We start from the raw sequence: 21,244 nt of genomic DNA, 5'->3' as shown, positions 1-21,244 counted from the left end.
AAGCGGCACCGGAGCCGAACCGAGGGGGCATTGTGACGGCGATACAACCTGTGCAGACACCACGACGGGTCGGCGTCGTCGAAGATCACGCCGTTGCGGTCGCCGGATTGCGACACATTCTGTCCACCGTTCCGGAAGTCGAATTTGTCGCGTCGGCCGCAAGCGTGAGCGAGTTGCTCGCTATTACCAGTCGATTGGATCTCGTGGTGCTCGATCTTCGCCTGCCCGACGGCTCGTCTCCCAACAGCAACGTGCAGCAACTTCGGCTAGCGGGAATCGAAGCTCTGGTCTTCACCTCCGGCGACGAGCCCTACCTCGTGCGGGCCGCAGCGCGTGCCGGCGTCCTGGGCGTGGTCCGAAAATCCGAACGTGACGACGTGGTCGCCGCTGCCGTGCGCGACGCCGCCTTCGGCAAGGTGGTGGCAACCATGGACTGGGCGGCCGCAATTGACGGCGACGAGGACTTCGACCAGGTCAACCTGAGCCCGCGCCAGCGAGACGTATTGAGCCTGTATGCGTCCGGCGAACCCGCCGCCCGGGTCGCGAGGTTGACCGGACTCACCGAAGACACCGTCAACGCGTACTTGGGCCGCATCCGGCAGAAGTATGCGGAAGCGGGACGGCCAGCGCGGACCAAGACCGAGCTGTACAAGCGGGCTTTGGAGGATGGATGGCTACCGATACCGCGGCGGCGCCGCAAGTAGCTCGGTCAACTGAGATAGACCATAGCGCCGAGGAGCGGATCACTCGGCTCATCGCACTGTTCGTAGCGAGCGGGTATGTGTTTTATCTGATCCTGCTCGCTCCACAAATTGCCGCTCAATCACAATGTGTCCACATCCTCTGGACCATAGGAGCGGTGGCAGCAATTTTCGCGCCGCCCGCGGTATTCGGCATCGCTGCCTTCCGACGACGTTTCGATGTGATGCGCGCAGCGGCCGCGGCCTCTGTTATCGGCTATATTCTCGCCGCCTTGAGTTGGCGCCTCGCCTGGGACGGGGAGCTGATTCCAACCAATTCTTTTTGGGTTGCCGATATCCCCGGTCTAGCCGGACTCGTCGCTGCGACAGTGTGGCCGCCCCGGCGAACGATAATCGCCTTTTTCGTAGCAACGCTCTCCTCGTTGGTGCCGAATCACTCGGGGCGCACGCCCGACCATTCGACGCCCGTCCTTCCCGACGTCCTCTTCAGCGTGAGCTTTTCCTTGCTGTTTGTTGCCGCAGCACTGATGGTCGTGCGCGCCGGTCGACTCCTGGACGAAACCCGTGTCACCGCACTGAGCGCCGCGGCATCCGCCGCAAGCAGCCAAGCGCGCACTGTGCAGCGGCAACGGTTCAACGCATTGCTGCACGACTGGGTGATGTCGACACTGCTGGCCGCGAGCAAACAGGGAAACAGCGATGCCGTGCGCCGGCAGGCCGACATCACGCTGACCAAGTTCGACGACGACGGCCGTGACGATGAGGGGTACAGCGTCGCAGGACTTCTCGCCCACCTGCGGATTGCGCTCAATGCCATTGACGACACCACACCATTGACGTGGACCGTCGCCGACGACGGTGACTTGGTCTTTCCCGGCGAGGTCGTCCGCACAGTGACCGCGGCTTCCGTAGAGGCGCTGCGCAACAGCATTCGCCACGCCGGTCCAACCGCGACGCGAGACGTCTCAATCCGCATCACGACAGCGGGCTTCAACCTCACGGTCGCGGACACCGGTGTCGGATTCGACGTGCACAAGGTTCCGCCGGACCGACTCGGTGTGGCGGCAAGCATCGTCGGTCGCATGCAGCGTCTCACCGGCGGAGCTGTCGACGTGGACTCGAGACCGGCCGCAGGCACCGCGGTCCGGTTGAGCTGGACAAGGTCATGACAGCAGCGGGGCAGTTCGAGATCCATGACACCCGGACCTTGCTAGGGATGCACACGTCGGCAGCGTGGGCCGTGGCGGCACTGTTTTTGATTGCTGAAGGCTCGCAGGCGATTTACTCGTGGAGCGACGTCACGCACCGGTGGCCGATCATGCTGGCCCTCGCGCTCACGGCGGCAGCCGTCACCGCACTCATCGCGGTCCGCGGTGATCCGCTGCCCCGGACCGCGACGCTGGGAATCGCGTTCTGCGGTCCAGTCTCTTGTGCATTGGTTGCGTTGGTCATTCCCGCGCCCCCGACATCATCCGGACAACTCTGGCCGTTTCCAGCCGGGACCGCGTGCGCGGTCTACCTTTGCGTTCGCGGCCGCACGCCAACTGGATGGCTGGACCAGCTCGCGATGCTCGGCGTCGCGGGTATCTGGGGAGCGCGCTCCGGCCAGGGGATCTCAACGGCGGTTATGCCGCAAGCCGTGAACATCGCGCCGGTGCTCATGGCCACCTTCTTCGCCTACGTCATCCGCCCGGCCGCGCGTCAAATCGTTCAGTTGCGCGAGGAATCCACCCGCAGGGTCGCCGCGGAGTCCGCGGCCGAGGCCACTCTCGCCGAACGTGCCGACCAAATGCGGCGCGTCGACGCGATGGTCCGCCCAGCGCTGACGAGGATTCTGCAACCCGCTCCGCTGCAACAACAGGAGCGCCTCGAATGCGCGCTGCTCGAGGCCGAGCTACGCGACTCGCTGCGCGCACCCGCATTGGCAGATCGCCGCGTTGCCGACGCGGCTCGTGCAGCCCGCGCGCGAGGTGTCGAGGTCGCACTCATCGACGACCACGGGTTGGACGGCGCCTCCGACGATGCCCGAGTCAAGCTCCACCGTCACGTCGTCGCGGCCCTCGATGGTGCCGCCACAGGCAGCGTCGCGGTGCGCATCTTGCCTCCCTACCGCGAACTGCTCGCCACAGTTGTGGTCAACGATGGAATTGACAATCCCAGCCGATTTGAAATAAACCGCAAAGGCGAGGTAGAAATGCAGTCAGACAAAACGGGCAGCGGGCTTGTTTTCTGACCGAATTCGTTATTTTCGATACCTTTGACCCCAGTTTTGGGGCCAAGGAAGTGGAATCTTTTGGCAAACTTGTCGTCTGATTAACGTCAAATGCAATCGGCGCAGCACCACGGGGGTCGGGCCAACGCCGTCCGGATGCGACTGATTGTGAGGACACTTATGCTCGCCAGCACTGCAGCGGTGCTACCACCGACTTCAACAGAATCCGACGCTGTGGCGCCGTTCCCGCTGCCTGGGCTCAGCGCGCGGGAAATAGAAGTACTGCTCGCGTGGATCCAAAGCGATTCGAAGTCGGAGGTAGCCAGGCGGCTCTACATCGCCGCGGGCACCATCAACACTCACCTCACGCGCATCCGGATGAAGTATCAGAACGTGGGGCGGCCGGCGTCGACGAAGGCTGCGCTGCTCGCCCGCGCGCTCCAGGACGGCTACATCACCCTCGAACAGCTCTAGCGCTCTGCTAATCGTTCTCCTCGCCCGTCAACCCCGCGCGATCGAGGGCGTCGACGGCCAGCGCCCGACCGAGGTCGATCATCTCGGTAGCGCGGTGGAAGTCCAGTGTTCGGCAGGCAGTCCGTGGCACCTCGATCAGAACGTCCGGCGGGCAGGAGGCCATTTGGTGACGGGTCAGCGCCGCTTGGACGATCTCGAGGGACCGGTTGAGCAGTTCTACGCGGCCCAGCTTCGGCGCCACCGGAACGTCGGCGTCGTCCGCGCCGGTGCTGCCGGAGAAGTAGTCGGCGACGACCGAGGTCACCGAACCGCCGACCTCCACCGCGCTGCGCCGGGCGCGGGCGATCCAGCCCTCCGCGGCCGGTTCGGCCGCGTCGGATTCTTCGGGCCCCGATTCAGGGCCGCCCTTCTCCCCGGAACCCAGCGTCACCCCGATCGAGTGCCGCACCCGGGCAAAGGAATTCGGCATGACGGGCAACGGGTTGAGTATCCCGCCGTCGGCAAACAGCCGGCCCTCCAACTCGAACGGCGCGATCACCCCGGGTATGGCGATCGAGGCCCGGATGGCCGTGTCCACCGGTCCGCGCTGAAACCAAATCTCGCGCGCGTTGGTGAGGTCGGTCGCCACCGCTGTGAACGGAACATCGAGTTCCTCGATGGTGACCCCACCCAGCATGTCTCGGACGATGTCCAAAATCCGTTCGGCGCGGATCACGCCGCTGGCCGTGAGCGTCGGGTCGAGCAATCGGATCACATCGAGTGGACCGAGGCCGGTTGCCCATTCGGCGAACTGCTCCATCTTTCCGGCCGCGAAAAGGCCCCCGACCAGCGCGCCCATGGACGACCCGGCAACCGCGCCGATCTCATAGCCACGCGCCTCGATCTCCCTGATGACGCCGATATGTGCGTAGCCGCGCGCACCCCCGGATCCCAATGCCAGCGACACCGGCACGGCCATGCAGCAGTTCCTTTCCGCGAAGTGTCAGACTTTCCCACGATAGAGGTTGCACCGAGGACCGACTGCGACGGGAGATCCATGGACATCAAGGCCATCAATCGCAGAACCATCGAGCAGTTTCGCGCGGGCGGTGACATCGAGGGCATGCACCGAGAGCGTCTCCTGCTGCTCACGACACGCGGCCGGAAGTCGGGCAATCCCTACACGGCGCCGCTCATGTTTCACCCCGACGGCGATCGATTACTGGTGATCGCCTCCAACATCGGCGCACCCAAGCATCCCGACTGGTACCTCAACCTCGACGCCGAACCGCGCGTCACCGTCGAAGTCGGCGCCGAAACCTACGACGCGGTGGCGACACCACTCGAAGGCGAAGAGCGGGAACGGATCTGGGCCATGCTCAAACAGACCTATCCGTTCTTCGCCGAGCATGAGACCAAGACTGACCGGATCATTCCGGTGGTGTCGCTGACGCGTACCCCGTGATCAGTGGAAGGTCCAGTGCGGTAACGATTCCCGGTGGCGCCGCTACGACCGCCGGCACGGCGTTGACGATGCGCATGGCGGTGGCTACCAGTCCCGCGTGATTGTGATCGCCGAGGTCGCTGCGCAAGCACAGGTCCAGGGTGTAGCACGGTTCGCCGGTGATCTCCACGCGATAGGAACCACCCTCCTGCGCCGGCTGCGGCCACTCCGGCGCGAGGTCGGAACGCAACCGGGTGACGTGTTCGAGGACGGTCACCGGGCGGTCGCCGACCATGCCACGAACTTCGAACCGCAAGGCGGCGGCGCTGCCCTCCGGAATGTGCCCGCACGCGATGTCGAACGCCTCCGGCGCCGGTCGCCGCTCGTGGGCCTCGGTGACGGAATCCAGGGTCACGCCCAGGCCGGCCGCCAACTGGCGCACGACGCTGCCCCAGGCCAGCGACAGCACGCCCGGTTGGAGCAGCATCGGTGTCTGGTCGATGGGTTGGCCGAAGCCCATGATGTCGACCATCACGGCGCGGTTGTCATAGGTTGCGTAGTCGACGATCTCCATGCAACGGATCTGGTCGATACGTTGACAGGTTCCGGACAAGGCCAGCGGCAGTAGGTCGTTGGCGAACCCGGGATCGATCCCGTTGACGAACAAGCTCGCCCCACCCGCCCGGGCCGCGTCCTGGAGCGGCTCGAGCATGTTGTCCGGCAGGACGCCGAAGGGATATTGCAAGAACACCGGCGCGCTCGCAACGACGTTGATGCCGGCGGCGAGGATGGCCTGCAGTTCGGCGAGAGCTTCGGCCAGGCGATTGTCGGTCATCGCGGTGTACACCACGCAATCAGGCTTCAGTGCAAGCATTTTCGCAGTGTCCGCACACGCCGATACACCGCAGTCGGTGTCGAGTCCGGCGAGCCGAGCCGCGTCGACGCCGTCCTTCGCCGCGCCGGAGACCCAGACGCCCGCGAGTTCGAGCTCGGGGTGAGACAGGATGCCGCGCAACGCGAGTTTGCCAACGTTGCCGGTGCTCCATTGCACGACCCGATAGGACACTGCTTCCTCCTCACAGATCGGGGATGGGGATGTCGAGGTTCGGTGCGATCAGGCCACCATCGACTTCGAGTACCTTTCCGGTGATGAATCCCCCGGCCGCCGACGCGAGGTACAGCGCCGCTGCCGCAACGTCTTCCGGTTCGCCGAGTCGACGCAGCGGCGTCGCCTGCTCCATCGGCGTGCGGACCGCATCGTTGGCGGCGACGACCTCGAGCGCGGAGGTGACGATCGATCCGGGCGCGATGGCGTTCACCCGAATGCGCGGGCACAAATCCATGGCCGTGAGCCTCGTGTAGTGCGCGAGAGCGGCTTTGGCCGTGCCGTAGGCCGCGAAGGCCCGGCCCGGCGCGCGGCCCATCATCGAGGTGACGTTGATGATCGATCCGCCACCGGCGGTTTCGAGCATGATCGGCACGGCCGCCGTCGTCAGCGCGTGCGTGTTGGAGACGTTGAACCGGAATGCGGCCTCGAGGTCGGCCGCAGTCGTGTCCAGCAACGGCTTGGGCAGCGCGCCGCCGACGTTGTTGACCACGATGTCGAGGCGGCCGAACTCATCCCTGGCAGCCGCCGCCAGCGCCCCGGCCGCAGTCGCATCGCTGAGATCGGCAGTGACGACGTGGGCGCGGCGTCCGGCGTCGGCTACACGTTCCGCCACCTTGTCGAGCTCAGCGGTGGTTCTCGAGGCAATCAGCACGTCAGCGCCGGCCTCGGCGAAGGCGACTGCGATTGCCGCGCCGAGACCTCGGCCCGCACCGGTCACAATCGCTACCTGATCGGTCAGTCGAAAGCGATCGAGTATCACCTCAGCCACGCTATACGCCGTCAAAACCAGTCGGTCACGCCGGTCGCAAACAAAGCTGCTAACAATTGCTAACAAACCTGTCTGTGACAGCGATTCTCATATACTCTGGATAGTGACCCGAGGAGGCACCGATGACGCTGTCTGTTCCCAATACCGCTATCAAGGCTGCGCGCTCATGGCTCGGCCAGGACTACCGCGACACCCTCCAGCTGCTGTCGGAGGGGTCGGTCCGGCGGCACTTCGACCCATACGCCGACATCGACTGGGATTCGCCGGAATTCGCGATCGACCCCGACGATCCACGCTGGGTGCTCAACCCAGACATCGACCCGCTAGGGGCGACGCAGTGGTACCAGGACCAGCCGCTGGAACGGCAGATCGAGATCGGCAAATGGCGCCAAGCCAATGCCATCAAGGTCGGTGCCGCGTTCGAGAGTGTGCTGATCCGCGGCATGATGCAGTACGCGATGAAGTTGCCCAACGGCTCGCCCGAGTTCCGGTACTGCATGCACGAGATGACCGAAGAGTGCAACCACATCCAGATGTTTCAGGAGCTGGTCAACCGCATCGGTGTTGACGTGCCGGGCATGCGCAAGCCGTTCCGGATTGCCTCGCCGTTCATCGGCGTGGCCGGCGGATACGCCTACGTGATCCTCTTCATCGGCATTCTCGGCGGTGAGGAGCCCATCGACCACTACCAGAAGGCCGTCATCCGGGCCGGCGAAAACATGCCGCCAGCGGTACTGCGGTGTATGCAGATCCACATCGCCGAAGAGGCACGACACATCTCTTTTGCCAACGAATTCCTGAAGGTCCACATGGACCGGCTGAATCCGATCTCCCGCGCGATCTGCGGATTGGCGTTTCCGATCGCCATGCGTTGGCTCGTCGGCGAAATCATGGCGCCGCCGCGCTCCTTCGCCGAAGAGTTCGACATTCCCCGCGAGGTGATCAAGGAGGCGTTCTGGCGTGCAGCGCAATCACGCCGGATCCTCGCCGGTTACTTCGGTGACGTTCGCAAGCTCACCGAGGAACTCGGGTTGATGAACCCGGTGACGCGGCGCCTGTGGAAGGCCCTGCACATCGACGGACCGTCGACTCGCTACCGCAGCGAGCCGGAACGCAGCATCGCCTGAGTCGTCAAAGCAGTTCTGCCACTTGGGTATCGGGATCGAGCTCGATACCCAGCGTGCGCAGGTTACCGTCGAGCACCTGCCAGATCGACACTCGGAGAAATTCCGAAAGCTGCTGTGGGCTCACCTTGTTCGATGATTTGTTGAGCCAGCGGTTGACGCTCGCGTCGACCAGACCCACGAGTCCAAATGCCAGCGGTTCGGCGATTTCCACGTGCTCGGTCCGTGTTCTCAACAGGTTTTCGAACAAGCCCATGACCTGCACCGCGATGGCCGTCCTGGTTCCGTAGACGACGCGCGACCCGCGCGTGGGATTGCTCGCCGAACCGCTGCCAAGAAACTGGTGCAGGCGCGGGTTGGCAACGATCCAACCGACATACGCATCGACCGACCGGCCAATGGCCTCGGGGAGAGTCCCGTGCGGGGTCAGGGTCGGCGCCAACTGGGCCATCAGGTCGTTGAGAATTCGCACTCGCAGCTGCTCATCGAGGTCCTTTCGGTCTTCGAACAACCGATACACCACCGACCGCGGCAGGCCGGCGCGCTCAGCGATTTCCTGAACACCTACCTGGCCACCGCTGTCCCGAACCGCTTGCACCGCCGCAGTAAGGATGAGATCTCGCCGCTGCGCCTTGTGCTCGTCCCAGCGCACGGTGCGGCCGTCGACGGCTTCCTTGGCGGTCGCGCGGGCATCGGGCATTTGTTCACGATACCTACGATGGTCAGATGAACCTCGACGAGTACATGGCCTGCGATGCGACCGCCCTCGCGGAATTGCTGCGCGAGCGTGAGGTGACGGCCGGGGAACTGCTTGCGCTGGCCCGGGAGCGCGCCGCGCAGGTCAACCCGAAACTGAACGCGATTGTGATGGACCTCGGCGAGGTGGCCGACAAACGGGCGGCGGAACAATTGGCCGGCCCCTTCGCTGGCGTGCCGTTCCTCATCAAGGATTTGGCGCAGGAGTACCGCGGTTTTGCCACCTCGTGCGGTTCTCGCGCCCTTGCTCACGACGTTGCCACCGAGCATGCGTTGGTCACACAACGCTTCCTCGACGCCGGACTGGTCGTCTTCGGAAAGACCAACACGCCCGAATTCGGCGCAAAAGCCGTGACAGAACCCGATTTTTGGGGTGCCGCGCGCAACCCGTGGAACACCGGCCACACCCCGGGTGGGTCATCCGGCGGTGCCGGTGCTGCGGTTGCCGCCGGCGTGGTACCGGTTGCGGGCGCCAATGACGGCGGCGGTTCCATCCGCATCCCGGCCGCCTGCAACGGGCTGGTCGGACTCAAACTCGGTCGCGGTCTGACCCCGTATGGACCGCAGACCGGCGAGCCATTGTTCGGGATGATCACCCAAGGCGTGGTATCACGCACGGTTCGCGACAGCGCCGCCATCTACGACGCGATCATCGGCCGCGACAACCGCACGGGCTACCGGGCCGAATTGCCGAGCGAGCCCTTCGGCGAATCCATCAAGTCGGCGCCCGGAACCCTGCGGATCGGATATTCCGCGTCGTCCGCGATCAATGCATCGCCGGACTCCGAAGCCGTTGCGGCCGTAGAGAATGCGGCCGCGTTGCTGTCCGAACTGGGCCATCAGGTGGAGGAGGTCTCGCCGCCGCATGACGACGGCGCACTGGCGCGGGACTTCCTCACCATCTGGTTCGCCCAGCTTGCCGGTCAGGTCGCCGACGTCAAACGCCGCACCGGAGCCGATGACGACGACTTCGAAGCCGACACCCTCGCCATCGCCGAGCTGGGCCGGTCGGCGGGAGTGATCCCAATGCTCGCCGCAATCGAGAGCATCAACAGTTACATCCTCGCCCTGGCAAAGTTCCACGAGAGCTATGACCTGTTTCTTACCCCGACCCTGGCGACCCCGCCTCTGCCGGTCGGCGCGACGAAGACGTCGGCACCGCTGCAACGCGCCGCGCGTGTGATCAGCAAGCTGCATGCGGGAAAGGTTCTGGCCAAGGCCGGATTACTCGACGACCTGATCGAGGCGAGCCTCGGCTGGGTGCCCTACACCCAACTCGCCAATCTCACCGGCCGCCCGGCGATCAGCGTGCCGCTGCACTGGACCTCAGCCGGACTCCCGCTCGGTGTGCAGTTCGTCGGCCGCCTGGGCTCGGAGGCACAGTTGCTGCAATTGGCGGCGCAGTTGGAGCAAGCGCGGCCTTGGGCGCATCGTCACCCGGCGCCCGTCAGCGGGTAGCCGCGCGGCGTCCGCCGACGTCGTCGCGCATGTCCTCGAGCGTGACGCCCTTGGTTTCGCGCACCCACAGCGACACGAAAACGAACGACAGCACCGCACAGGTCGCGTAGATCCCGTAGGACAGTCCCAGCGAAATATCCTTCAACGACGGGAAACTCACGGTGATCACCCAGTTGGCCACCCATTGACCGGCAGCGGCCAGCGAAAGCGCGGCCGCGCGAATGCGGTTGGGGAACATCTCACCGAGCAATACCCACACCACCGGCCCCCACGACATACCGAAGGCCACCACGAACAGATTGGCGGCGATCAGTGCTATCGGGCCGGCCGCGCCCTCCAGGTGCGGGGTACCGTCGGCGCCAATCGGCGCGGTTCCGAAGATCACCGCCATCGTCCCGAGCGTCACCGACATGCCAGCTGAGCCGATGAGCAGCAACGGCTTTCGGCCGATGCGATCGACCAACGCGATGGCGACCAGGGTGGTCACGATATTGACCACCGAGGTGATCACGGTGATGACGAACGAGTCGCTCTCATCGAATCCCACAGCCTGCCACAGCACGTTCGAGTAGTAGAAGATGACGTTGATGCCGACGGCCTGCTGGAATACCGAGAGCGCCAAACCAACCCACACGATCGGCACCACGCCGCCACCGGGCCGTTTGAGGTCACGCCACGACGGCTCCTTCTCCTGCTCGAGGGTGCGCCGAATGCGATCGATGGTGATCTCGAGGTTCTTCTCCCCCAACAGCATCGTGAGCACCTTGCGCGCCTCTGGGATCCGGTGGCGGGCAACCAGATAGCGCGGCGACTCGGGAATGGTCAGGGCCAGTAGGCCATAGCACAACGACGGAACGGCCATCGCGATGAACATCCACCGCCACGCCGGCAGATTCAGCCAGAGGATGTCCTCGGAACTGCCTGCGGCGCTTGCCAGAAGGTAGTCGACGAGCAACGACAGGAAAATGCCGCACACGATGGCCAACTGCTGCAGTGACCCCAATCGACCCCGGATCCGTGCCGGCGAGATTTCCGCGATGTAGGCGGGCGCGATCACCGACGCAATTCCCACGCCGAACCCGCCGATCACCCGAAACACCACGAACACCCACACGTTCGGCGCCAGGCCCGCGCCGAACGCGCTCACGAAGAACACCACCGCGGCGACCTTCATGACCAGCAACCGTCCATAGCGGTCCGCGATCCGTCCGGCGGACATCGCACCGGCCGCAGCACCGAGGAGGACGGCCGCGACGGCGAATCCCAGTGCGGTCGGCCCGATCGAGAACTGGTCCCGGATCGCCGAGACGGCACCGTTGATGACCGCACTGTCGTAGCCGAAGAGCAGACCGCCCAAAGCCGCCACCGCCGCGATGCGCACGACGCTGCGGCCGGTGTCGGTGTCGCTGTCTTGGTAGATCGATTCTTCGCCGCTGATCCCGACGTGCTCCGTCATGGCCACCCTCCCGTCGACCTGCTGACCCTATCGAAACCAGGCGAGGCGGCAGCGATATTCAGGGCGTTGTGCGCGCGTCGACGTCGGTGAAGCCGTACTCGCGCGCCAACTCCGCGGTAGTCCAGGACCGTCCGGTGCGCTCATCGAGTTCCACATCGGTGGCCAGTGCGACGACTGCCCGGCCGACAAAGCGCGGCGTTTCGGCCCGGTCGAGATCGAAGCTGCCCTCTCCAGGCAGCGTCACGATGCGCTTGCCGTGCGTATCGCGCGGCACGAGCTGCAGCAGTTCGGTGTCGACCACTCCCGGCCACAGTGACACCACCGCCACGCCTGTGCCGGCGAGTTCGTGCGCCATGTCGGCGGTCATGCGGTCCAAGGCCGCCTTGCCGACGCCGTAGACGACGTTGTGCATGTAGCGGACCGCGCCCGGCGAGGAGATGTTGACGATCAGCCCGCGTCCCTGCGCAAGCATGATCGGAACGGCCGCGGCCGCGGCGACATAATGCGAGCGGACCCCGACATCGAACCCTGCATCCCAAGCTTGCGGCGGCATCTCCCAGAACGGCTTGCCGAGCCAACGTGCCGACGCTGGGCTGTTGTAGACGTTGTTCACCAGCACATCAAGCCGGCCAGCCTCGTCGCGGATTTTCGCGAACACGCCGGAGACCGCGGCGTCGTCGGTGTGGTCCACCGGCACGGCGATCGCGCGCCCGCCCAGCTCCGCGGCATCGGCCACCGTCTGCGGCAACGAGCCGGGCACGACGCGATTCGGTTTATCGCGAGCAGTCACATAGACGAGCGCACCGGCCGCACCGAGCTCGAGCGCGATCCCCTTCCCGATGCCGCGGCTGGCGCCGGTCACCAACGCCACCGAACCGGCCAGCGGCTTGTCTGTCGCCATCAGCCACCGGCCTTGCGTGCACCGACGACGACCGTCGTGGCATCGGCACCGTCGCTTGCGGTCGACGCCTGCATTCCGACGGCGGTGAGGATGTCGACGACGTCGCTGACTTGGCCGCGCGAGCATTCGGTGCCGAACCAACCACCGGACGCGAGCCACGGCGGGAGCTCGGCCGCGACCCGGCGGAGGATCTCGAGACCATCCGAACCGCCGTCGAGCGCGGTGCGCGGTTCGTGGTCGCGGGCCTCCGCGGGCAAGAGTGCGATGGCCGCCGTCGGCACGTAAGGGACGTTCGCCGTCACAATGTCGATCCGCCCGCGCAATTCGCCGGGCAGCGCATTGAACAGATCGCCCGCGCAGGCGCGCCCGTTCCACCTGCTGACATTGCGCCGAGCGCAGCCGACCGCGATGGGATTGCTATCGGTGCAATAGAGTTCGATGCCCGGGACGCCCGCGGCGATTCCCGCGCCGATTGCCCCGGATCCGCAGCACAGGTCTACCACGATGCTGCCACTGCGCGTATTCGACAGCGCCTGCGACACCAGAAACTGCGTACGTTGTCGCGGGATGAAGACGCCGGGTTCCACGGCGATCCGCAGGCCGCAGAAATCGACCCAACCGATCAGGTACTCGAGCGGCTCGCCCGCGCAGCGACGCCGGACCAACGCGGCGACATCGTCGGCGGGTAGCCCGGTGGCCAGCAACAGCCGCGCCTCGTCCTCGGCGAAGACGCAGCCAGCCGCGCGCAACTCCGCGGTGAGCTGCGCGTGGCTGTGGTCAGTTGAACTTCGAGACGACATGCTCGGCAAATCGCTCCAGGTTGGCGATCTTGGTGTCCAGTGGCTCGGTGTCCGGTTCGGTGGTGTAGGGCAGGCGGAAGCCGACGATCACGTCCGTCACGCCCTTGTCTTCGAGCCGTTTGACGCCGTCGACGGTGAACCCGTCGAGCGAGATGACGTGGATCTCGAAGTTATCCGACGTGCCGTAATCCTTGCGGAGCTCGGCGAGCCGCACGAGAAGCTTGTCGAGGTCGTCACCGCCCGCATGCATCCAGCCGTCGCCGCGTTGGGCCGCGCGCCGCAAGGCGGCCTCGCTGTGTCCGCCGATCAGTATCGGCACGGGCTCGGTGGGCGCCGGCGACATCTTGATCGGCGGAAAGTCGTAGAACTCGCCGTGGAATTCGAAGTAGTCGCCCGACGTCAGACCACGGACGATGTCGATGCATTCGTCCATCCGGGCGCCCCGCCGCGCGAACGGCACTCCCATGATGTCGAAGTCGTCCGGCCACGGGCTGATGCCGACGCCGAGTGCCAACCGGTTATTGCTCAGGTAGGCCAGCGACCCCGCTTGCTTGGCCACAAGTGCCGGTGGCCGGATCGGCAATTTCAGTACGAAGGGCGTGAACCGCAAGGTTTTTGTCGCCGCGGCCATGGCCGCCGCGAGGACGAACGTCTCGATGAACGGCTTGTCTTCCAAAAACTCGCGGCTGCCGTCCGGCGTGTACGGGTATGTCGAGTCGGATTCCTTGGGATAGGCGATGCTGTCGGCGACGACCATGCTGCTGTAGCCGGCCGCCTCAGCGGCCTGAGCCAGCGGAATGTAGTTGGCCGGATCGGTCATCGTCTCGGCATAGGTGAACCGCACTGGTAGTCCTCACTGGTCCGCAAAACTGAAACGTGTTCTCTTTTTGCTACCGGTGAGCTAAGCACTCCCGCTGGTGGAATGCAATGGCGGAGAGGACGGGAATTATCGCCGGGAGCCCAGCGCAGTCTGTGAGTTCCACAGTTGTTCGGTGACGTCCTGGAAGCACACCAGGGCTATCTCGTCGTCCTCGCGAATGAGCATCGACTGGCTGACGATTGCGCGCACGGTGGACCCGTCGGAGTGGCGCAACGCGATCACCTGCCCCGCCGAGTTTCGCAATATCTCGTACGGGCTGCGTCCGTCGGTGTCGTCGGCGAGCAGGTCGGTCGCATTGGACGCGGTCAAATCATCCGCGGGCGAACCGAGCATTCCCTCGCAGGCTGGATTCGCGAAGATAATGCGGCCGTCGAGGTACACCGCAATGGTCGGGATTGGTAGTCGCGCAAGAAAAATTGCGGTCGGCAGCTGCATCAGTTGGTCGAGCGGCCCGGCACCGGGCGATTTTCTGCGTTCTTCCATCCTCATCCGCTTCTCATCCGACGGCACGCCGGGGAACAGTGCCGGCTACCGCATAGGTTACGACCCAGTATTTGGCATACGCCCACGCAGAGGGTGACAGAGTATGGGTGGGGCAAGCAACCGCACTGACATTACCGGCAGGAATTTCCGGCATCGGAGGGACGGACATTATGCGTTTGATCATGGTCGGGGCACCGGGCTCGGGAAAAGGCACTCAAGCCGAACGGCTCGCGGAAAAACTCGCGGTGCCCCACATTTCCACCGGGGATCTGCTGCGCTCCCGGCGTGGCGACGGTTCCGACATCGACAAACTGCTCTCCGAATACCTTGATCGTGGCGAACTCCTTCCCGACGACGTCATCGTGAAGATCACCAGCGATCGCCTCGATGAACCGGACGCCGTCGACGGATTCATCCTCGATGGGTTCCCGCGGACCCTGCCGCAGGCCGAGGCGCTGTGCGCGCATCTCGATGAGGTGGGCCATCCGATCACTGCCGTTCTGTTCCTGAACGTCTCCGATGACGAGGTCCGTGAGCGCATGCTTGCCCGCGGTCGAGACGACGACACCGCTGAGGTGATCGATAACCGGCTCGGGATCTACCACGCGGAAACCGACCCGATCATCGAGTACTTCGGTGACAAGGTGATCGAGGTGAACGGCGTCGGCTCCATCGATGAAATCACCGACCGGCTGACGGCCGCGGTAGCGCAGGTACGCAGCTGAGCGCTGCCGTGGATTGGGTGGTCAACTGCTCGATTCTGTTCACCGATCTCGACCTGCTCGACCGCCCCGCGGCCGCCGCGCGCGCCGGGTTCGATGCGGTCGAATTCTGGTGGCCGTTCAGCAGCGCGACACCATCCGACCGCGACGTGGATCGGTTTGCCGGCGCTGTCGAGCAAGCGGGTGTGCGGCTGTGGGCAATGAACTTCTACGGCGGCGACCTGATTACCGGCGAGCGCGGGTTGGCCAGCGACCCCACTCGCACCGCCGAATTCCGCGACAACGCTGACGCGGCAATCGCAATCGGTCGCCGGTTGGGCATCCGAATGTTCAACGTGCTCTACGGCAACCGATTGCCGGGCCTCGACCCGCGCGAACAAGACGAGCTGGCCGCGGAAAATCTCGCGTACGCGGGCCGGGCGGCAAGCCAGATCGGCGCGGTGATTCTCATCGAACCGCTCAGCGCCGTGCCGACCTATCCGTTGCGTAGCGCCGCCGAGGGTGTGGCGGTGCTGGACCGGGTTCGCGCCGAGCATCAGGTGACCGATCTGCGCCTGCTGGCCGACCTGTATCACCTCGCGGTCAACGGCGACGACGTCCCGACCGCGATCGCTAAATACGCCGATCGAATCGGGCACGTGCAGATCGCCGACCATCCCGGGCGTGGCATGCCAGGCACGGGAAACGTCGATCTCGTGGGCCAGCTGGATCTGCTTGTCGCGCACGGTTATCGCGGCCGGGTCGCGCTCGAATATTCCTCGACTGCCGCCGATCCGTTCGCCTGGATGCCACCAAGGCGTTAGCTGTGCCAACGGATTTCGCGACGCAGCCCACTGGCTCGCGACACTTGGCGCTGCACCGCGGCGCGCAGGGCGGCTTCGGTCCCGAGTATCCGGACGCGATGGCGCGCGCGGGTGATGGCCGTGTAGAGCAGCTCGCGGGTGAGCAACGACGACTCCTCGGTCGGCAGCACCACGGTCACTGCGTCGTATTGGCTGCCTTGGCTACGGTGGATGGTCATCGCATAAACGGTGTGAACGACGGGCAGCCTGCTGGGATGCATCAGGAGCGGTTGCGCGCCACGGTGAAAGGCCGCACGCAGGCCGTCTTCAGTCGCCACGATGACCCCGGTGTCGCCGTTGTAGATGCGCGCGTCGTAATCGTTGGCCGTCACCAGCAACGGCTGGCCTGGATACCACTGCGCCGGGTCGAGTCGGTCTGGTGTCGTCGCTGAGATCCATTCCCGTGCAAGGTGCGACCATCGTTCGACTCCGTACGGGCCCTCGCGATGCGCGCAGAGCAGTCGATGCTTTTCGACAGCGCGCAGCGCTGCGGTGACGTCCCCGTTCGCCGCCGCTACTGTCACCTCGGCGGCGGTGTCGACGAGGTTTTGCCGCACTCCTTCTCGATCATCGGGCGGCACGAATATCAACGCATCGGACGGTGTTTCGAGAAACGCTAGAGCCTTGTCGGCATCACCGGCGCGCACCGCCATTGCCAGGTCGGCAATGGCGTCGGCGAACCGGCGGCCCTTCCGCAAAGTGACGATCCCAGCTTCGACCTGTTGTCTCTCTTGCGTATTCAGTGATTCGGCGTCGGCGCCCGGAGCCATCGCCGGATCGGTTGCGACTCGGGGATGCAACGCTCCCCCGCTGGGACTGCCCGCTACCAGATCGCCCAGCACGACGCCCGCGTCGACCGAGGCGAGTTGGTCTGGATCACCGACCAGGATGAGCCGAGCGTTCGGACGAACCGCATCGAGCAGCCGGAACATCATCGTCAGCGACACCATTGACGTCTCATCGACAACGATGGTGTCGTAGGGCAATCGATTCCCGGCGTGATAGCGGAAGTGACCGCCACCGCGCCGCCAGCCCAGCAACCGGTGCAGGGTCGAGGCCGTCATGGTCGTTGGCAGGTCCAACTCCGCTGCTTGCTCACGAACCGACTCCTGAAGCCGCGCAGCAGCTTTGCCTGTCGGCGCCGCCAGCGCTATGCGGTGCGCTGCGCCGTACTGTGCCATGAGGAGCGCGAGGATCCTTGCCACGGTGTGGGTCTTGCCGGTACCGGGACCACCGGCGATGATCGTCGTCCAGTTGGTCAACGCCACCAGCGCAGCCAACCGCTGCCGGTCGGCGACCTCGGCGTCGGGGAAGAATCGGGCAATTTCACCGGATAGCGACTCGTCGTCGACCGGGGGCCGGCTGCGCGCCCTGTTTCGCAGCGCGTCCCGAACCGCCTGTTCTTGCCGGAAGTATCGGTCCAGGTAGAGCAGGGTGGCGTCGTCGTCGGTTTCCACGAGCCGCAGCGGGCACAGCGGCCCAGCGTTGCCGCCGACAACGAGCGGGCTGCGCCGAAGCGCCTCCACAACGTCGGCAGGGTCGGGCCATCTCAATTCGACGACTTCGGGGTTGTCGATGGCTATGTCGTCGAGTCGCGCGAGGTCCAGGCACACCGAGCCAGAACGCACCGCGCGAACCGCCAGTGCTGCGGCAAGGAGCACCCGCTCGTCCGGCTCGTTGCCGAGCTGGCCGATTCGCAGCGCGACGTGCACGTCGCCGGGCGCCAGAACACCGGCGGCGTTGAACTGTCCGACCAGTCCCGTTGCGCGCTTGACCACCTGGGAGTCCGTCATCGGCCCGCCAGCAGGTCGGACAGCTCGACAATGAGATCGGCCGGCGGGTGCCAAGTGAAAACTCCGCACCCCGGCGGCGTATCCGGGCCGGCCATGCCCCGCACGAACAGATATTGAATCCCGCCGAGATGGCGACCCGGCTGGTAACCGGGCAGCCGCCAGCGCAGATACCGATGCAGCGCAACCGAATACAGCAGCGCCTGCAACGGGTAATGGCACCGCATCATTTCCGCGCGCATGGCCTGCTGACTGTACTGACCGACCGTGAGGTCACCCGCCCCGAGTCGGTTTGTCTTGTAATCCACCACGACGAACCTCTCCCCCGGAATGCGCAATACGGCGTCGATGCTGCCGGTCAAGAAACCGCGCAGCGGCGCATCACTCACCGTCGTCAGCACGTCGCTATAGGCGGCTAACACATCACCGGCGGATAGGTGGCGGCGCAGCAGGTCCGCCACCTGGTGCAATGTCACTGTCGCCGTTCCGCCGAGTGGCAACTCGAACTCGAGCTCGGCCAGCCGGTTTGCAGGCGTAATGTCGGCCAGCGAGACTGCCTGGCCCAGCGGTGTTCGCAGCACGGCGCCGAGCGCGTCGGCCAACACGTCGACGTCGAGATCGGCGAGCCGCCGTCGTACCGCCTGATTGCATTGCACCGCGATTTCGGCGTCGAGATCAGGGGTTGACGTGTCGACCTGTTCAAGGATTTCATGCACGAGCGTGCCAAACGCCGCGCCGGCGGGCAGCGGGTTCATCGGGGACGGAATGTCGGTAGCCACAGCGATTGCCGGCACCGACGCGATGACGCCCGCCGGCTCGTCGACGACGCCCTCCTGCTCTGCCTCGCTGCGGACTCCGGCGGCGTCATGCGCCGCGGCGGTGAGTGCGCTGTAGGAGGTGCGTCGCCAGGCGTAATCGAGCACGCGATCGAACTCGGCGGCACGCAGCAGTGTGGGTCCGTGCGTTTCGGGTGACCAGTGTGCCGCGGCGCGAGGTTCGGGTCCCACCGCCTCCAACGACATGAGATGCGGTGCGCCCGTAGCCCACTCGGCGAGCGCAGCAGCCACTTCGGGGTCCGGACGAACATCGGTGGATCCCGGAATACCGGGGCTACCCGGCGGCCGCCCGAAGATCAATCGGTGCAGGGGTGAGAGCTTGGTGTTGAAACTCGGCGCCCACCACAGCACCACCTGACACATCGCGCGGGTGAGGGCCACGTAGAGCAGGCGAAGCTCATCACCGGCGTCTTCCCAATCGTGGCGCTTCTTGCGCTCGTTGTATCCAGCGGCGCCGGGTCCGCCGACGTCGAGGACCCGGGCGCCGTTTTCGTCGTGGAAAAGCAACGAGTCCGGCGTCGACGATTTCGATGCGTCCCAACCGAAAGGCACGTAGACGATCGGAAATTCGAGCCCCTTGCTCGAGTGCACTGTCGCTATCTGCACCACCGCGGCGTCGCTGTCGAGTCGGCGGCTGCGATCGGCGAGCCCGGACGAATTCGGGTCGTCGATCCTTTCGTTCAACCAGCGGCCGAGTGCGGTGAGCCCGAACGATTCCTCCACGGCAGCACGATTGAGCAGTTGCGCTATATGCCGCAGGTCGGTGAGCACGCGCTCCCCGTCATCGACGGCAAGCAGTCGTTCGGCAAGTTGGGTCTCGTTGGACAGCCGCTCGAACAGGGCCGCAAAACCGGATCGCGAGAATAGCGCGGCCCATTCCCGTAGTTGGGCACCGATGGCGCCGACCGCGTCATCGCCACCGTTCGCGAGTTCTGTTGCCGTCCAGCCAAGCAGCGGAGTGAGCGCCGCGATCCGCACCCGATCCGCGCGATGTGGCTGTTCCAGCGCCTGCACCACTGCCTGCCAATGCTGCGCCGAGGCCGTGTCGAAGACGCTCGTACCGCCAGCCAACACCGATGGGATGCCGACTTTATCCAGCGCCGCGCGAACCAGCGAAATCTGGTTTCGGGTGCGCACCAACACGGCGATGTCACCTGGCCCGACGACGCGGCGTTGGCCGTTGAGGTTCAATTTGGGTGCGCTGGAAAGGAAATTGGCTATGTCGGCGGCAAGGTCCGCGGCGAGGAGATTGCGGACCCGGTCCACCGCGGCAAACCCGGCCTTGCCGAGTGGGCCGCAGCCTTGTCGCGAAAGGTAGCGCAGCCGCAGTGGCGCGCAGCCAGTCAGACGCGATTCCTGGTGCGTCGCAGCCACCGGGTGAACGACGATCTCTGGGTGCCCGAGCGCTGCCCCGCCATACACATGCTCGAGCGCGGCGAGCAGGTCGGCATCACTGCGCCAGTTGACCGCCAACTCCTCGTGCGCGTCAGCTACTTTGACCGCCTCGAGGTAGCTCAGGACTTCAGCACCGCGGAATCCGTAGATGGCCTGCTTTGGGTCGCCGACCAGGATCAACGCGCTGGCGCCATGAAAGGCCATTCGCAGGATGCCCCACTGCAACGGGTCGGTGTCCTGGAACTCGTCGACGAGCACCACGCGGTAGCGAGCGCTTATCCGGTGCCGTGCCGCGCGACCGTGCGCGGGATCGGCGAGCACATCGCGCAACAGCACCAGCAGGTCGTCGAAATCGCGTAGGCCGATGGCGCGTTTTCGGCGTTGCACCTCTGCGCGGACATCCTCCGCAAAACGCGCTAGGTGGGCGGCCGTCGACTCACCACTGGGATCGGGCGACAGAATCGCCTGCCGATCCCGTGCGGCAGCCCGCGCCGCCTTGCGGGCCGCCGAGATCGATATCGGCGGTTCGGCTATGCCGGCATAGCGCTGCATGTAGAGGTCGTCGACCACCTCGTTGACCAGGTCGTCGACAGCCTCGACCAAAGTCGCATCAGGCTCACGCTCGCCGGCGAAGCCGAGACCGTCGAGCATCCGCTGGCAAAAGCTATGAGTGGTAACGATTGTCGCGCTGTCAAAGTCCGAGAGGGCCTGCACGAGCCGGAATCGCCGCTCGGCGACGACCTCGGGTGCGGCGTCGGCGAGGTGGCGCAGCAGGTCGTCACCGCAGGTCCGGGCGGCCTCGATGTCGAGCAGTCCGCGCGCGATGGCGGTGAAACGGTCGCGCGTGCGTTCGCGAAGTTCCTGTGTTGCTGCGCGACTGAACGTCACCAACAACAACTGCGAGACGTCAATCCGCCCCTCGGCAACGAATCGTGTTGCCAGACCGACGATGGCATAGGTCTTGCCAGTCCCGGCGCTCGCTTCGAGCACAGTGGTGCCCGAGGGTAGTTCGCCGCACAGGTTGAAGCTGCTCATGAGCGGAGGTCCTTCGTGAGCATCGCAGCGCAGCGAGGAGCGGAGGGAAGGACCGACGCAGCGAGTACAGAGCGGAGGT

At 65.3% G+C, this 21,244-nt stretch carries 20 protein-coding genes; 9 read left to right on the top strand and 11 right to left on the bottom strand.

Annotation, left to right across the window (positions count from 1 at the left end; genetic code table 11):
* Window positions 1-32: 32 nt before the first annotated feature.
* From FOS14_RS02595 to FOS14_RS02580, 4 genes are all read left to right on the top strand, one after another.
* Window positions 33-704, top strand: a complete 672-nt coding sequence (locus FOS14_RS02595) for a response regulator transcription factor (protein WP_255450017.1) — start codon at window positions 33-35, stop codon at window positions 702-704.
* A gap of 155 nt (window positions 705-859) precedes the next feature.
* The gene (locus tag FOS14_RS02590) at window positions 860-1,870 is read left to right on the top strand and encodes a sensor histidine kinase (protein ID WP_185981578.1); all 1,011 of its coding nucleotides are present in this window, start codon (window positions 860-862) and stop codon (window positions 1,868-1,870) included.
* Window positions 1,867-2,934, top strand: coding sequence for a hypothetical protein (locus FOS14_RS02585; RefSeq protein ID WP_143768710.1), 1,068 nt, complete (start codon window positions 1,867-1,869; stop codon window positions 2,932-2,934). Before FOS14_RS02590 ends, FOS14_RS02585 begins: the two co-directional genes overlap by 4 nt.
* A 159-nt stretch (window positions 2,935-3,093) precedes the next feature.
* A complete protein-coding gene (locus tag FOS14_RS02580; protein WP_255450016.1) occupies window positions 3,094-3,387 on the top strand; it encodes a response regulator transcription factor in 294 nt (97 codons plus the stop codon).
* Between the two features lie 7 nt (window positions 3,388-3,394).
* Here the strand turns inward: FOS14_RS02580 and FOS14_RS02575 are convergent, their stop codons facing one another.
* Window positions 3,395-4,345 carry a patatin-like phospholipase family protein gene (locus tag FOS14_RS02575; protein ID WP_143768708.1) on the bottom strand — a complete coding sequence of 317 codons (951 nt, stop codon included), beginning with the start codon at window positions 4,343-4,345 and terminating at the stop codon, window positions 3,395-3,397.
* 78 nt (window positions 4,346-4,423) lie between these two features.
* Here FOS14_RS02575 and FOS14_RS02570 point away from each other — a divergent pair, with 78 nt between their 5' ends.
* On the top strand, window positions 4,424-4,831 hold the full coding sequence (locus tag FOS14_RS02570; protein WP_143768707.1) for a nitroreductase family deazaflavin-dependent oxidoreductase: 408 nt from the start codon (window positions 4,424-4,426) through the stop codon (window positions 4,829-4,831).
* On the opposite strand, the gene FOS14_RS02565 is transcribed toward FOS14_RS02570, so the two are convergent.
* Entirely contained in the window at window positions 4,797-5,876 is a 1,080-nt protein-coding gene (locus tag FOS14_RS02565; RefSeq protein WP_143768706.1) for a diacylglycerol kinase, read from the bottom strand. The genes FOS14_RS02570 and FOS14_RS02565 overlap by 35 nt on opposite strands.
* 10 nt (window positions 5,877-5,886) lie before the next feature.
* Entirely contained in the window at window positions 5,887-6,678 is a 792-nt protein-coding gene (locus FOS14_RS02560; RefSeq protein WP_143768942.1) for an SDR family oxidoreductase, read from the bottom strand.
* Window positions 6,679-6,809: 131 nt separating this feature from the next.
* Between FOS14_RS02560 and FOS14_RS02555 the strand changes: the two genes are divergently transcribed.
* Window positions 6,810-7,814 carry a diiron oxygenase gene (locus tag FOS14_RS02555; RefSeq protein ID WP_143768705.1) on the top strand — a complete coding sequence of 335 codons (1,005 nt, stop codon included), beginning with the start codon at window positions 6,810-6,812 and terminating at the stop codon, window positions 7,812-7,814.
* Between the two features lie 4 nt (window positions 7,815-7,818).
* On the opposite strand, the gene FOS14_RS02550 is transcribed toward FOS14_RS02555, so the two are convergent.
* On the bottom strand, window positions 7,819-8,511 hold the full coding sequence (locus tag FOS14_RS02550) for a TetR/AcrR family transcriptional regulator (RefSeq protein ID WP_143768704.1): 693 nt from the start codon (window positions 8,509-8,511) through the stop codon (window positions 7,819-7,821).
* Window positions 8,512-8,537: 26 nt separating this feature from the next.
* Between FOS14_RS02550 and FOS14_RS02545 the strand changes: the two genes are divergently transcribed.
* Window positions 8,538-10,025: an amidase gene (locus FOS14_RS02545; RefSeq protein ID WP_143768703.1), complete on the top strand. Its 1,488-nt coding sequence runs from the start codon at window positions 8,538-8,540 to the stop codon at window positions 10,023-10,025.
* Here FOS14_RS02545 and FOS14_RS02540 read toward each other — a convergent pair.
* The 5 genes from FOS14_RS02540 to FOS14_RS02520 form a co-directional block, all read right to left on the bottom strand.
* Window positions 10,015-11,481 carry a sugar porter family MFS transporter gene (locus FOS14_RS02540; RefSeq protein WP_143768702.1) on the bottom strand — a complete coding sequence of 489 codons (1,467 nt, stop codon included), beginning with the start codon at window positions 11,479-11,481 and terminating at the stop codon, window positions 10,015-10,017. The two genes, FOS14_RS02545 and FOS14_RS02540, sit on opposite strands and share 11 nt — an antisense overlap.
* Window positions 11,482-11,539: 58 nt before the next feature.
* The gene (locus FOS14_RS02535) at window positions 11,540-12,382 is read right to left on the bottom strand and encodes an SDR family NAD(P)-dependent oxidoreductase (protein ID WP_143768701.1); all 843 of its coding nucleotides are present in this window, start codon (window positions 12,380-12,382) and stop codon (window positions 11,540-11,542) included.
* Window positions 12,382-13,182, bottom strand: a complete 801-nt coding sequence (locus tag FOS14_RS02530; protein WP_143768700.1) for a putative protein N(5)-glutamine methyltransferase — start codon at window positions 13,180-13,182, stop codon at window positions 12,382-12,384. The genes FOS14_RS02535 and FOS14_RS02530 overlap by 1 nt, the downstream gene beginning before the upstream one ends.
* Window positions 13,160-14,026: a TIGR03619 family F420-dependent LLM class oxidoreductase gene (locus FOS14_RS02525; RefSeq protein ID WP_143768699.1), complete on the bottom strand. Its 867-nt coding sequence runs from the start codon at window positions 14,024-14,026 to the stop codon at window positions 13,160-13,162. The genes FOS14_RS02530 and FOS14_RS02525 overlap by 23 nt, the downstream gene beginning before the upstream one ends.
* Before the next feature lie 102 nt (window positions 14,027-14,128).
* The gene (locus FOS14_RS02520) at window positions 14,129-14,551 is read right to left on the bottom strand and encodes a PAS domain-containing protein (RefSeq protein WP_143768698.1); all 423 of its coding nucleotides are present in this window, start codon (window positions 14,549-14,551) and stop codon (window positions 14,129-14,131) included.
* Between the two features lie 164 nt (window positions 14,552-14,715).
* Here FOS14_RS02520 and FOS14_RS02515 point away from each other — a divergent pair, with 164 nt between their 5' ends.
* Window positions 14,716-15,270, top strand: coding sequence for an adenylate kinase (locus FOS14_RS02515; protein WP_143768697.1), 555 nt, complete (start codon window positions 14,716-14,718; stop codon window positions 15,268-15,270).
* Window positions 15,271-15,278: 8 nt separating this feature from the next.
* Window positions 15,279-16,070, top strand: coding sequence for a hydroxypyruvate isomerase family protein (locus FOS14_RS02510; protein ID WP_221936639.1), 792 nt, complete (start codon window positions 15,279-15,281; stop codon window positions 16,068-16,070).
* On the opposite strand, the gene recD is transcribed toward FOS14_RS02510, so the two are convergent.
* Both recD and FOS14_RS02500 read right to left on the bottom strand, forming a co-directional pair.
* Window positions 16,067-17,902 (bottom strand): exodeoxyribonuclease V subunit alpha, encoded by a 1,836-nt coding sequence (gene recD, locus FOS14_RS02505; protein ID WP_143768695.1) that lies wholly within the window; start codon window positions 17,900-17,902, stop codon window positions 16,067-16,069. The genes FOS14_RS02510 and recD overlap by 4 nt on opposite strands.
* Window positions 17,899-21,165, bottom strand: coding sequence for a UvrD-helicase domain-containing protein (locus FOS14_RS02500; protein WP_143768694.1), 3,267 nt, complete (start codon window positions 21,163-21,165; stop codon window positions 17,899-17,901). The genes recD and FOS14_RS02500 overlap by 4 nt, the downstream gene beginning before the upstream one ends.
* Window positions 21,166-21,244: the final 79 nt, after the last annotated feature.

It is taken from the genome of Skermania sp. ID1734 (assembly GCF_007489285.1).
Classification (GTDB): Bacteria; Actinomycetota; Actinomycetes; order Mycobacteriales; family Mycobacteriaceae; genus ID1734.
Note: the sequence above shows the minus strand (reverse complement) of the source record. Positions and strands in the feature narration are given on the sequence as shown.

What these genes read in the sequence shown, in the direction of transcription:
- FOS14_RS02520 (WP_143768698.1), bottom strand. Translation starts at nt 14,551, where the DNA reads ATGAGGATGGAAGAACGCAGAAAATCGCCCGGTGCCGGGCCGCTCGAC.
- FOS14_RS02555 (WP_143768705.1), top strand. Translation starts at nt 6,810, where the DNA reads ATGACGCTGTCTGTTCCCAATACCGCTATCAAGGCTGCGCGCTCATGG.
- FOS14_RS02550 (WP_143768704.1), bottom strand. Translation starts at nt 8,511, where the DNA reads ATGCCCGATGCCCGCGCGACCGCCAAGGAAGCCGTCGACGGCCGCACC.
- FOS14_RS02580 (WP_255450016.1), top strand. Translation starts at nt 3,094, where the DNA reads ATGCTCGCCAGCACTGCAGCGGTGCTACCACCGACTTCAACAGAATCC.
- recD (WP_143768695.1), bottom strand. Translation starts at nt 17,902, where the DNA reads ATGACGGACTCCCAGGTGGTCAAGCGCGCAACGGGACTGGTCGGACAG.
- FOS14_RS02540 (WP_143768702.1), bottom strand. Translation starts at nt 11,481, where the DNA reads ATGACGGAGCACGTCGGGATCAGCGGCGAAGAATCGATCTACCAAGAC.
- FOS14_RS02535 (WP_143768701.1), bottom strand. Translation starts at nt 12,382, where the DNA reads ATGGCGACAGACAAGCCGCTGGCCGGTTCGGTGGCGTTGGTGACCGGC.
- FOS14_RS02530 (WP_143768700.1), bottom strand. Translation starts at nt 13,182, where the DNA reads ATGTCGTCTCGAAGTTCAACTGACCACAGCCACGCGCAGCTCACCGCG.
- FOS14_RS02515 (WP_143768697.1), top strand. Translation starts at nt 14,716, where the DNA reads ATGCGTTTGATCATGGTCGGGGCACCGGGCTCGGGAAAAGGCACTCAA.
- FOS14_RS02570 (WP_143768707.1), top strand. Translation starts at nt 4,424, where the DNA reads ATGGACATCAAGGCCATCAATCGCAGAACCATCGAGCAGTTTCGCGCG.
- FOS14_RS02585 (WP_143768710.1), top strand. Translation starts at nt 1,867, where the DNA reads ATGACAGCAGCGGGGCAGTTCGAGATCCATGACACCCGGACCTTGCTA.
- FOS14_RS02575 (WP_143768708.1), bottom strand. Translation starts at nt 4,345, where the DNA reads ATGGCCGTGCCGGTGTCGCTGGCATTGGGATCCGGGGGTGCGCGCGGC.
- FOS14_RS02500 (WP_143768694.1), bottom strand. Translation starts at nt 21,165, where the DNA reads ATGAGCAGCTTCAACCTGTGCGGCGAACTACCCTCGGGCACCACTGTG.
- FOS14_RS02545 (WP_143768703.1), top strand. Translation starts at nt 8,538, where the DNA reads ATGAACCTCGACGAGTACATGGCCTGCGATGCGACCGCCCTCGCGGAA.